Genomic DNA, 12,248 nt, shown 5'->3' on the forward strand with positions numbered 1-12,248 from the left:
ATTATGCGGTTTTTTCTACTGCTTGTGTTTCGGGACGTTTGAGGAAGGCGTAAGACAAACCAGCCACCAACGTACCCGCGATAATTGCCACCAGATAACCCACTACTGGAGTGATTGCACCAGGGATGAGCAGCACAAACAGACCACCGTGTGGTGCCATCAGTTTCGCGCCAATCGCCATCGAAATTGCGCCTGTCAGCGCGCCACCAACGATACAGCACGGAAGTACACGCATCGGATCACGGGCAGCAAACGGAATCGCACCTTCAGAAATAAAGCACAGTCCCAGTACCAGAGCTGCTTTACCACCTTCCTGCTGCGCTTTGTCGAATTTGCGCCGTGCCACCATTGTTGCCAGACCCATCGCCAGCGGTGGAACCATACCCGCAGCCATGATCGCCGCCATCGGTGCGTAAGTTTGCGTACTCAGCAGACCAACACCAAACGCATATGCTGCTTTGTTTACCGGACCACCCATATCGGTACACATCATGCCGCCGAGGATCGCTCCCAGCAGAACAGCATTCGCAGTACCCATGGTTTGCAGCCAGTGCGTCAAGCCTTCCAGAATACCTGCGACAGGTTTACCGATAAGGTAGATCATCGCCAGACCAACCACCAGGCTGGAGATTAGCGGAATAATCAGAATCGGTTTCAGCGCTTCCATACTTTGTGGCAGCTTAAGCTGAGTGCTAATGAGCTTCGCCATATATCCAGCCAGGAAACCAGCAATGATGCCGCCGATAAAACCTGAGCCGGTGCTGACAGCCAACATACCGCCAATCAAACCTGGCGTCAGACCTGGGCGGTCCGCAATAGAAAACGCAATATATCCCGCCAGTACCGGTACCATTAGCGCAAAGGCTGAACCACCACCAATTTGCATCAAAGCCGCTGCCAGCGTACCCGGTTCTTTGAACGCTTCGATACCGAAGGCAAAAGAAAGGGCGATACACAGACCACCAGCAACCACCATCGGCAGCATATAAGAAACACCCGTCAACAGGTGACGATAGGCGCCAGCACTCTCTTTTTTACTTTCCGTTGGAGTGGCAGATTGCCCCGCAGGTTCATATGGTTTGGCTTCTGCTACTGCTTTATCCAGTTCCTGAGCGGTTTTCTTCAGCGCCAGTCCGGTTGAAGTACGGTACATCGGTTTACCGGCAAATTTGGCCAGATCCACTTCGATATCTGCCGCTACAATCACCAGATCTGCCGCAGCCACCTCTTCCGGAGTAATGGCATTACCCGCTCCCACAGAACCACGGGTTTCAACTTTCACCCACCAGCCGCGTTTTTTCGCTTCGGTTTCAATGGCTTCTGCCGCCATAAAGGTATGAGCAACACCTGTCGGACAAGCTGTCACCGCAACTACACGTTTCTGTCCGCTGGCAGGAACAGGCGTAGCAACAGCCGGAGAACTGTACGGTTTGGCATGACCTTTTGCTTCACTCAGAAACAGTTCAGGATGTGCAACCGCACGGTTGATATCACCCAGCCAGACCTTTTTACCGTTCAGGGCACTGTCGGCAGGCATAGTGCTACCCAGAATAATAGCCATATCGGCATCATTTGGGTTGTCGATAATATCCAGATTCGCTTTATGCGCCGCCGCGCCCAGCAGGGTTTTCGCCATATAGGCGCGAGCCTGACCGAGATTAGCGTCAATAATCAGCAGCGTTTTCATTATGCCTCTCCTGCTGTCAGTTAAACGGTTGTAAGTCGACACGCGCCATCATTGCGGCCAACTGAGGACGATCAGTAATACCGACGTTACTTTGACTAACCGCCAGGGCAGCTACGGCGGTTGCCAGGCGTAACGTGTGTTCGCTGGATTCACGCATCAGCAGGCCGTAAATCAGGCCACCAACCATTGAATCCCCTGCACCTACAGTACTTACCACCTCAACAGCAGGCGGTTTTGCAATCCACTCACCAGACGCATTAACCCACAGCGCGCCTTCTTCACCAAGCGAGATAACCACATGTGCAATGCCCTGTTCACGCAATGCATGTGCGGCTTCAATAACATCTTTCATTTCTGGCAACTTACGGCCTGCCCAGATTTCCAGCTCGCGGCGATTCGGTTTTACCAGCCACGGAGCGGCTTTCAGACCCGCGACCAGCGCTTCACGACTACTGTCGAAAATAATGCACGGACACTGGCTACGCAGGCGAGTCATCCAGTCAGTGAACGCCTCCGGGCTGACACCCGCAGGAAGGCTTCCGCTGACACAAACCATATCGAACTGACCCAGCCAGCTCAGAGAATCATTGACAAAGCGCTCCCAGTCAGCTGGCGTCACTTCAAAACCAGAGAAGTTAAAATCAGTGACTTCACCATCTTTTTCCGTCAGCTTGACGTTAATACGGGTACGCCCCTGCACGACCTGAAAACGGTTAGCAATACCCAATTCGCTGAACAATTGCTGAAAACCGTCCTGATTATCTTTACCCAGAAAACCGCCAACGGTGACATCAATACCCAGATCTTTTAAAACCTTAGCAACGTTGATACCTTTACCCGCCGCATGCAGACCAGTGGTTTTCACCAGATTAACTTCACCACGTTCAATTTCCGGGCAGAAACCGACCAGATCATAAGCCGGGTTAAGGGTGATAGTGGCAACACGTCTGCTCATTACACACCCTCCCCAAGACCTGCTGCGATTGCATCGCCAATAGCATTCAGCGCCTGTTCAGCATCTTCACCTTGTGCGGTAAAGCGTAGACGATGACCTTTCTTAACTCCTAACGCTACGACTTTCATCAAGCTCCTTCCGTTCGCAGGTTTTCCAGTGCCATCAAGGTTTGTCACCGTGATTTCACTGTTAAATTGTTTAATCGTGTTCACCAACATTGTGCCAGGACGGGCGTGCAAACCGTGTTCATTACGCACTACAAATTCCGCACTTAACACGTCGTCAGTCGGCGCATCATCGCTGGTCAGCAGCGCCAGCAATGTCGCTGAATCTGCTTTCAGCAGACGATCTGCTTTGTTATCGAGCAGCAGATCGGCAACACGCTTCAGGACGGCTAACGGCTGTTCGTCATTCATGGCGACAGTCAGCAGTAATGCGGCAGGATCCCCTTCCACTTCAAATGCATTCGCTGCACGGCTGACCGCAACAGCGCTTGCCAGGTTGCCTTCAACACCATCATTGAGCCAAATCCCCTGTCCGAGATGCATCGGAGATTCATTGATAGCTTTAGCAACGAACGCGGCATCAACAGCGCCAGCCTCTTTCAGACGTGCAGCATTCAACGCCTGTAAGGTGACCAGATCATTTGCAGCAACATCCAGCATCAGCATGTCATTATCTAATTTCAGCTGTTCGCTTTGCTTTTCACCCATCAGCAATGCCCGCAGCTCTTCCGCTGTCGTGGCTGATTTAAGTTGACCAGCAACAGAGTCATCACTCAATACGTGCGTTAACTGACGTAGCAAGCCGAGATGTTCATCAGAACTTGCCGCTATACCAATCGCCACATATGCGGTCTGCCCTTCGCCCCAGGTAACACCTTCCGGGAATTGAAACACCTGAACACCGGTTTTCAATACCTGATCACGCGTGTCAGTTGTGCCATGGGGAATAGCAATACCATTACCCAGGAACGTGGAGGTCTGCTGTTCGCGTGCCAGCATCCCATTGACGTAACCCTCAGCAACGTTACCGGCCTGTACCAGCGCAGCGGCAATGTGTCGAATGGCATCTTCTTTGTTTCCGGCCTGTTGGCCCGGATGAATATCTTGTACAGATAACTGAAACATGGTTCTCCTCTCCCGCTGAATTGAAACGATTCAGCCAACATGAGAAAAAAAGCGCCATTCGATCACTTGGTTGATAATACGATAGCGCTGAAACGTTTCAAGAAGTTTCGATCCATCTGCGGAACTTCGCAAGCAAAGCCGTAAAATTGATCACAAAAATTAGACACAATGCACATTTTTACGTCTAAAAATCTTATTTGCTGAACGATACATTACTTCAGCCAGCACGTTTTCAGCTGATTTCAGCCTTTAACATTTCGTGGCGTGCTTGATTTGGCAACCTGTTTATTTTCTGACAAGCCGCGTAAACTCCGCATCTCTTTACGTCACAGATACCGATGTATGCATAACTCCCCTGCTGTCTCCACGCCTAAGGCGTTTGATTTGACTGCCACGGCATTTCTCATCGTGGCCTTTCTCACCGGTATTGCCGGGGCGCTACAAACTCCCACATTAAGTTTGTTTCTGACGGATGAAGTCCATGCCCGGCCTGGTATGGTTGGTTTCTTTTTTACCGGCAGTGCGGTGATCGGCATTCTGGTAAGTCAATTTCTGGCAGGACGTTCAGATAAAAAAGGTGATCGTAAAAAGTTGATTGTCTTTTGTTGTCTGATGGGCACGTTGGCTTGTGTACTTTTCGCCTGGAATCGCAATTACTTTATTTTGTTGTTTCTTGGTGTATTTCTTAGCAGTTTCGGTTCGACTTCCAACCCACAAATGTTTGCTCTGGCGCGGGAACATGCCGATCGCACGGGTCGGGAAGCGGTGATGTTTAGTTCATTTTTGCGCGCTCAGGTGTCTCTGGCCTGGGTGATTGGTCCGCCGCTGGCTTATGCGTTAGCCATGGGGTTTGGTTTCACCGTGATGTACCTCAGCGCTGCGGTAGCATTTATTGTCTGTGGCGTGATGGTATGGCTGTTTTTACCTTCAATGCGCAAAGATGCTCCTCTCGCCGTTGGAACACTGGAAGCGCCACGTCGTAATCGTCGCGATACCCTGTTGCTATTTGCTATCTGTACGCTGATGTGGGGCACTAACAGCCTCTATATCATTAATATGCCGCTGTTTATCATTAATGAATTGCATCTACCGGAAAAACTTGCAGGTGTGATGATGGGTACAGCAGCAGGCCTGGAAATACCCACAATGCTGATTGCAGGTTATTTTGCTAAACGGTTGGGTAAACGCCTGCTGATGATCATTGCCGTAGCAGCAGGTTTTGCATTTTATGCAGGAATGTTGCTCGCTCACTCACCAATGGTATTGCTCGGCTTGCAGCTGCTGAACGCTATTTATATTGGGATTCTCGGCGGTATTGGAATGCTCTATTTTCAGGATTTAATGCCCGGACAGGCAGGATCAGCCACCACGCTCTATACCAATACGATTCGTGTTGGCTGGATTATCGCCGGATCGCTGGCCGGAATCGCCGCTGAACTGTGGAGTTATCATTCTGTCTTCTGGTTCGCATTAGCAATGACCGTTGCTGCCGTGTTTTGTCTTTTCAAAATTCGGGACGTTTAGGGAGCTGTCAGGGCTTCAAGTTCAATAAGCCAGGTCATCGCTTGCTGACGCGTTTGCCCGCACATTTCAGCACTGGGTTGTAACCCGGCACAGACTTTAGGGCGTAGTGGCGAGAGGAAAATTTTGCAGCGCTGTTGTTCATCAAGTTGAATACAAGGCGTATTTGCAGGTTTGCCGTCAGGCATTCCGGGGATGGGGCTTGATATTGAAGGCGCTGTGCAACATGCACCACAGTCCGGACGGCAATCCATAGGGTATTCTCTTGTTGGTTAACCACCGGAGTGATGAGCGCGCACATTAACACCTTTTTTACCACGACAAAAGTACGATTACCCCTTGCCTGAAAGGCCCGTCACGAGTAGTTTGACGCGATATTTTTGACACTTTGCAAAACAGGAATTTTTTCGATGCCAAGAGCGAACGAAATTAAAAAAGGTATGGTTCTGAATTACAACGGCAAACTGCTGTTGGTGAAAGATATTGATATTCAATCGCCGACGGCACGTGGTGCTGCAACGCTTTATAAAATGCGTTTTTCCGATGTCCGTACCGGGCTGAAAGTTGAAGAACGTTTTAAAGGCGACGATATTGTTGACACAGTAACGCTGACTCGTCGCTACGTCGATTTCTCCTATGTTGATGGCAACGAGTATGTCTTTATGGATAAAGAAGACTATACCCCGTATACCTTCACCAAAGACCAGATTGAAGAAGAGCTGATGTTTATGCCGGAAGGTGGCATGCCGGATATGCAGGTTCTGACCTGGGACGGCCAACTGCTGGCACTTGAATTACCCCAAACAGTTGATCTGGAAATTATTGAAACGGCACCGGGCATCAAAGGGGCTTCTGCCAGCGCCCGTAACAAACCAGCGACATTGAGCACGGGTCTGGTGATTCAGGTGCCGGAATACTTAAGCCCGGGCGAAAAAATTCGTATCCATATCGAAGAACGCCGTTATATGGGCCGCGCAGACTAATTTGCGCAATCTGAAACTGAGGGCGGCGCAGGCTGTAATGCCAGTCAGTTAAGCAACTGACTGGCTCTTTTTCGGGGCTGTGGGGTATTTCCAGGGCCTCTCCTTTACCACTCTCGGGAAGGCCCTTTCCCTTCTTGTCGGTAATTTCACAAGTTGTCCCATACTTGCAAGATCGCGCATCAGCTCCGGTATACGTCCCGGTGAAGCGCCCTGCAATGTCATCAGCATTCTCATCACCATTCCGCATGATTCTGAGAAACTCAGTTGATTCGGCCAGTAACCTTTCTGATGTTCCGCCATTTTAATCATCTGATATCTCACCAGATTATAAGCCAGTAAGACACCCCACAGCTCTTGCTCCACAAGCTCCGGCTTTTTACTTCTCAGCGTCAGCCTGCTCAGTTGCATCGTCTGTTTTATCTCCCTGTATCCCAGTTCGATTTCCCAGCGATGACTGTACAGATCCGCCATTTCTCCTCCGGGGAAGCGCATGGCGTCCGTCATCGACGTCAGCAGATGGCAGACCTTTCCTTTGCGCGTCACAGTCAGCAGGCGGGCTGTCACCTCATTTCCCAGTCCCGGCCACTTTTTTCGTGCCTGTGGGCTGGTTTTCAGCTTCACCAGATGATCGCCTTTACCCAGTTTTCTGATCTCTTCATATTGCGCTCCCTTTCTGAGAGGGATCATCCAGTGGCGGTGTTCTCCCGCCAGGCTCCAGGCATTTAACAGTCCCAGTGAGTAATAACCTTTATCCATTAACGTCAGAGTGTTATCGCCGGTTTGTTCTATAAGTTGCTCAGCAAGCTCATTTTCGCTGTTCTTCATCGTGCCGAAGGCTGCAGCCGTCAGCAGATGGCTGGTCAGTTCCATCTGGCAGACCATTTTGACCTGCGGGTAGAGCGCCGGGTTCCCGGCATGTGTCTGGCGGGGGAAGGCTGCATCGTTCTCTGGTGTATCCGGTGTGCGCCAGAACACACCATCGATGGCCAGCAGGGTCAGGCCGCACCATTGCGGATGCGGCGTGGCGTTATGCCAGAGCTGCGCTGTTTTCGTGAACACGCGGCGGACAGCCTCACTTCCCAGGCGCTGGCGGGCCTGAATAACGGCACTGGGGGCAACGAAAGGGCGATTGCCCGGCAGCATGATGTCCAGGCGATTCACAATCTGGTGAAGAGGTTCTTTACGCTCAAGCGCCATGCCAACAATACACCAGACCATCATTTCGAGGGGAAGACGGCGCTTGCGTAGCGTTACAGTACCAGATTCGGCAAGGCAACGAGAGATGAGTTCGGGGTCGAGGTAATCCCCCAGAGAAGTCAGTGGGTTACGCAGAGAATCATAACGGGATACCAGATCAAGAGCCTGTCCAATGTGCATAAAAAAATCCGGAAACGAGTGAGCGTTTCCGGATTCTTACACAGCCACTGGATCGGTCAACTGATCCTTAACTGATCGGCATTACGGCGCAGGCTGCCCTTTTTTATTAAACTTATTATACCAATTCCCCCTTCTTTCCGGCCAAAGATTGATCTCCTTCACACTTCAGATTATTAACAAATCACACCAATATTATTTTCTGTCATATAACTTTAAAGTAACAATATTTAGTACAAACATTCTTAAGGTGTGCCATCAATGAAAACCATCGCCTCAGCCCAACTTCCCCAGGGAGTGCTGACACCACATTATGATCGGCAAAAGCTACAATCCCGTATTGTTCATTTTGGCTTTGGTGCGTTTCATCGGGCACATCAGGCTTTATTAACTGACCGGGTACTTAATGCCCGTGGTGGTGACTGGGGGATCTGCGAAATCAGCCTGTTTAGCGGCGATCATTTAATGCGTCAACTCCGTGAGCAGGATCATCTATTTACTGTTCTTGAGAAAGGCGCTGAGGGCGATCAGGCCATTATTATTGGCGCTGTTCATGAATGTCTTAATGCGAAACTGGATTCATTAGCCGCCATTATTGAGAAATTCTGCGAACCGCAGGTGGCGATTGTTTCACTGACCATTACAGAAAAAGGCTATTGCATCGACCCGTCTACGGGTGAACTTGATCTGCATAACGCAAGAATCCTTCATGACCTTGCATCTCCGCAAGAACCCCATTCAGCACCAGGCATTCTGGTTGAAGCGCTGGCTCGTCGTCACCAGCGTGGCTTGCCACCCTTTACCGTGCTCTCTTGCGACAATATTCCTGACAATGGTCATGTTGTAAAAAATGCCGTGTTGGGAATGGCCGCAAGACGTTCACCAGAACTGGCAGAATGGATAAAAACACATGTCAGCTTCCCTGCCACAATGGTTGATCGCATTGTTCCTGCGGCAACAGAAGAGTCTCTGGCTGAAATATCTCAGCATCTGGGCGTTACTGATCCTTGTGCAATAAGTTGTGAGCCGTTTATTCAGTGGGTCGTGGAGGATGATTTTGTTGCCGGAAGACCTGAATGGGAAGTCGCAGGTGTACAAATGGTCCGTGATGTCGTGCCATGGGAAGAGATGAAATTGCGGATGCTTAATGGCAGCCACTCATTTCTCGCTTATCTTGGCTATCTCTCAGGTTTTGCACATATCAACGACTGTATGCAAGACAAGGTATTTCGCCAGGCTGCACGACGTTTAATGCTGCAGGAGCAAGCCCCCACGTTGCAAATTACGGACGTTGATCTCACGCTTTATGCCGACAAACTTATCGAACGCTTCGCTAACCCGGCTTTGAAGCATAAAACCTGGCAGATCGCGATGGATGGCAGTCAGAAATTGCCTCAAAGAATGCTCGCCAGTATTCGTATTCATTTGCAACGTGAAAGTACCTGGCCTCTGCTGGCGCTAGGTGTTGCAGGCTGGATGCGTTACGTCAGTGGCTTTGACGATGCAAACAAAACCATAGATGTCCGTGATCCACTTGGTGACAAAATCGCCATACTCGTGGCAAAAAGTACATCAGCGCAGCGAGTAAAAACCTTGTTATCACTCAATGAAATATTCGGTGAGGACCTGCCAGACAATCCTCGATTTGTTGAGGCGATTAGCGAAGCATGGCAGCAAATCGAGCAATATGGCGCTCATCAAGCCGTCGCTCATGCACTAAAAAATTAACAATTTCTGCGGTATAAGCGGGTGATCCCTCTGGTTACCCGCTCAGTTCTTCTCTTTTTGCTCTTTTTTGTCCAGGATTAATAGCAAATTTCGTTTCTCATCTTTTCTGGAGTGGCTGTGACCAGAACCAACCTTATTACCGGCTTTCTCGGCAGCGGGAAAACAACATCAATCCTTCATCTTTTAGCGCACAAAGATCCCGCTGAAAAATGGGCCGTCCTGGTTAACGAATTTGGCGAAGTGGGGATCGATGGTGCCCTGCTCGCGGATAGCGGAGCGTTATTGAAAGAAATCCCCGGCGGCTGTATGTGTTGTGTTAACGGCTTGCCCATGCAAGTGGGGCTGAATACTTTGCTGCGTCAGGGAAAGCCGGATCGTTTGCTTATTGAACCTACTGGACTGGGGCATCCTAAACAGATCCTTGATTTGTTAACCGCCCCGGTTTACGAACCCTGGATTGATCTGCGTGCCACTCTTTGCATTCTCGATCCCCGTCAGTTGCTGGATAAAAAAAGTGTTGATAACGAAAACTTCCGCGACCAGCTTGCCGCTGCGGATGTCATTGTGGCGAACAAAAGCGATCGGGCAACGGATGAAAGTGAAAACGCCCTGCAACAATGGTGGCAACAATATGGCGAAGATCGGCTACTGGTGCAGTGTGAACAAGGCCGAATCGATGGAAAACTCCTTGATCTGCCACGTAAAAATGTCACGGAGCTACCTGCCAGTGCAGCTCATAGTCATCAGACAGTAGAACGAAAAGGATTAGCAGCGCTAAGTTTACCAGCACATCAACGTTGGCGACGTAGCCTCAACAGTGGTCAGGGGCATCAGGCCTGCGGCTGGATATTCGATGCAGATACCGTCTTTGACACCATTGGTGTTCTTGAATGGGCTCGTCTTGCCCCTGTTGCACGCGTTAAAGGTGTAATGCGTATTGCCGAAGGTCTGGTACGGATTAATCGTCAGGGTGACGATTTGCATATTGAAACTCAAAATGTTGCTCCTCCCGATAGTCGTATCGAGCTTATTTCCAGTACCGATACCGACTGGAATGCCTTACAGAGCGCGCTGTTGAAGCTTCGTTTAGTTACAGGTGAGTAAGGTTGCCCGCTGATTTTAGATAGTGAAGACGTAAATATGAAAATACAGCTAAACCGGATTCTGTTACTCAATTTATCAGGAGTGGGCTTATTCCTCTCCTGGTATCTTCCCGCCGAACATGGGATATGGGCAGCTGTTGATTCAGGCATTATCCATTATTTCAATCATAAGGTGATAGAAAGTCAGCCACTTCTCTGGTTGGTAGCAATAACCAATAATCGTGCTTTCGATGGCTGCTCGCTACTGGCTATGGGCGGTTTAATGCTCTGGTTCTGGTTGCAAGAATCAAAGGCTGGAAGGCGACGTATCGTCATTATTGGTCTGGTCATGCTGCTGGCTGCCGTGATTTTAAATCAGCTCGGGCAGGCATTAATTCCGGTTAAACGCGCCAGCCCAACGCTCACCTTTTCGGATATTGTTCGCGTTAGCGAACTCAGTCAAATTCCTACAAAGGATGCTTCGCGTGACAGTTTTCCGGGTGATCACGGGATGATGTTGCTTATTTTTTCCGCTTTTATGTGGCGCTATTTTGGCAAAATCGCCGGAATTATCGGCCTTATTATTTTTGTGGTTTTTGCCTTCCCAAGAGTAATGATTGGCGCACACTGGTTTACTGATATCGCCGTCGGATCGTTAACAGTCATTTTGATTGGTTTACCCTGGTGGCTAATGACTCCATTAAGCGATCGTCTCATTTCTCTTTTTGGGCAATATCTTCCCGGCAAAAACAAACAAACTCAAAACAAATAACACACAGTGATTAACATGTTCATCAGGATTTAAAATGAATCCTGATGAATTTATCCTTATTCCGCCGCCATTCGTTCATCTTTTCATCATCTTATTCATGTTGAAAATTAATTAGTTGCTCAATTAACACACAACCTGATGTTTCTTTAGCCAATGCCGCTTATTAACTTTCTGTATCACTTTTTCTTATAAAAAATAGCGTAAAAGCACTCGCCAAGCCAGCTGTGATCGGGTAATCTCGAACTCGTTTTGCCTCGCCTGGTAATTATTCTTATCACGAATAAATTTGTGCGTTGTGCCACAGTTTTGTACATACACAATTGTCACCAGAAGCACAGGTAATTAGTCTCGTCACGTTTGGCATTTTTTATAACGATATTTATCGTTAAGGACTTCAAGGGATAACAAACAACATGGTCAAATCTCAACCGATTTTGAGATATATCTTGCGCGGAATTCCCGCGATTGCAGTTGCGGTTCTGCTTTCTGCATGTAGCACAACAAACACCGCAAAGAATATGCATCCTGAGACACGTGCAGTGGTTAACGATAATTCGTCACTGCAAGCTTCTCAGGATGAATTTGAAAATCTGGTACGTAATGTCGACGTTAAATCGCGAATTATGGATCAGTATGCTGACTGGAAAGGCGTACGTTATCGTCTTGGCGGCAGCACCAAAAAAGGTATCGACTGCTCTGGTTTTGTACAGCGTACATTCCGCGAACAGTTTGGCTTAGAGTTACCACGTTCCACCTGGGAACAACAAGAAACCGGTAAATCTGTTTCCCGCAGCAATTTGCGTACTGGTGATTTGGTTCTGTTCCGCGCGGGTTCTACCGGGCGACATGTTGGTATCTACATTGGCAACAACCAGTTTGTTCACGCCTCAACCAGCAGTGGCGTTATTATTTCCAGCATGAACGAGCCGTACTGGAAAAAACGCTACAACGAAGCACGCCGGGTTCTGAGTCGCAGTTAATATTCGTTAGGTTGCTATCCCTTGGTTATCCTGACG

The 12,248-nt window shown here is 49.1% G+C and carries 11 protein-coding genes; 6 read left to right on the top strand and 5 right to left on the bottom strand.

Annotated elements, in window-relative coordinates; translation table 11 throughout:
- Position 1 precedes the first annotated feature (1 nt).
- Genes fruA through fruB form a run of 3 tightly spaced genes read right to left on the bottom strand, consistent with a single transcriptional unit; the run spans position 2 to position 3,772 of the window.
- A complete protein-coding gene (gene fruA / locus EFER_RS11325) occupies positions 2–1,687 on the bottom strand; it encodes a PTS fructose transporter subunit IIBC (RefSeq protein WP_000854391.1) in 1,686 nt (561 codons plus the stop codon).
- A 16-nt stretch (positions 1,688–1,703) separates the two neighbouring features.
- Positions 1,704–2,642 (bottom strand): 1-phosphofructokinase, encoded by a 939-nt coding sequence (gene fruK, locus EFER_RS11330; protein WP_000091256.1) that lies wholly within the window; start codon positions 2,640–2,642, stop codon positions 1,704–1,706.
- Positions 2,642–3,772: a fused PTS fructose transporter subunit IIA/HPr protein gene (gene fruB / locus EFER_RS11335; RefSeq protein ID WP_000487295.1), complete on the bottom strand. Its 1,131-nt coding sequence runs from the start codon at positions 3,770–3,772 to the stop codon at positions 2,642–2,644. The genes fruK and fruB overlap by 1 nt, the downstream gene beginning before the upstream one ends.
- A 342-nt stretch (positions 3,773–4,114) precedes the next feature.
- Here fruB and setB point away from each other — a divergent pair, with 342 nt between their 5' ends.
- Positions 4,115–5,296, top strand: coding sequence for a sugar efflux transporter SetB (setB, locus tag EFER_RS11340; protein ID WP_000551996.1), 1,182 nt, complete (start codon positions 4,115–4,117; stop codon positions 5,294–5,296).
- Here the strand turns inward: setB and EFER_RS11345 are convergent.
- A complete protein-coding gene (locus EFER_RS11345) occupies positions 5,293–5,547 on the bottom strand; it encodes a YkgJ family cysteine cluster protein (protein WP_015953559.1) in 255 nt (84 codons plus the stop codon). The two genes, setB and EFER_RS11345, sit on opposite strands and share 4 nt — an antisense overlap.
- 156 nt (positions 5,548–5,703) lie before the next feature.
- Here EFER_RS11345 and yeiP point away from each other — a divergent pair, with 156 nt between their 5' ends.
- Complete coding sequence (yeiP, locus tag EFER_RS11350) at positions 5,704–6,276, top strand: elongation factor P-like protein YeiP (protein ID WP_002431443.1); 573 nt, start codon at positions 5,704–5,706, stop codon at positions 6,274–6,276.
- 48 nt (positions 6,277–6,324) lie between these two features.
- On the opposite strand, the gene EFER_RS11355 is transcribed toward yeiP, so the two are convergent.
- A complete protein-coding gene (locus tag EFER_RS11355) occupies positions 6,325–7,653 on the bottom strand; it encodes an IS4-like element IS4 family transposase (RefSeq protein WP_000547318.1) in 1,329 nt (442 codons plus the stop codon).
- Between the two features lie 258 nt (positions 7,654–7,911).
- Between EFER_RS11355 and EFER_RS11360 the strand changes: the two genes are divergently transcribed.
- The 4 genes from EFER_RS11360 to mepS all read left to right on the top strand — a co-directional run bounded on the left by EFER_RS11360 (position 7,912) and on the right by mepS (position 12,212).
- Positions 7,912–9,378 carry a mannitol dehydrogenase family protein gene (locus tag EFER_RS11360; protein WP_000848195.1) on the top strand — a complete coding sequence of 489 codons (1,467 nt, stop codon included), beginning with the start codon at positions 7,912–7,914 and terminating at the stop codon, positions 9,376–9,378.
- A gap of 117 nt (positions 9,379–9,495) precedes the next feature.
- On the top strand, positions 9,496–10,482 hold the full coding sequence (locus EFER_RS11365; RefSeq protein ID WP_000198786.1) for a CobW family GTP-binding protein: 987 nt from the start codon (positions 9,496–9,498) through the stop codon (positions 10,480–10,482).
- A 36-nt stretch (positions 10,483–10,518) separates the two neighbouring features.
- Complete coding sequence (locus EFER_RS11370) at positions 10,519–11,232, top strand: phosphatase PAP2 family protein (RefSeq protein WP_000701630.1); 714 nt, start codon at positions 10,519–10,521, stop codon at positions 11,230–11,232.
- A gap of 413 nt (positions 11,233–11,645) precedes the next feature.
- Positions 11,646–12,212 (top strand): bifunctional murein DD-endopeptidase/murein LD-carboxypeptidase, encoded by a 567-nt coding sequence (gene mepS / locus EFER_RS11375; RefSeq protein ID WP_000241014.1) that lies wholly within the window; start codon positions 11,646–11,648, stop codon positions 12,210–12,212.
- Positions 12,213–12,248 lie beyond the last annotated feature (36 nt).

The organism is Escherichia fergusonii ATCC 35469 (assembly GCF_000026225.1).
Lineage (GTDB): Bacteria > Pseudomonadota > Gammaproteobacteria > Enterobacterales > Enterobacteriaceae > Escherichia > Escherichia fergusonii.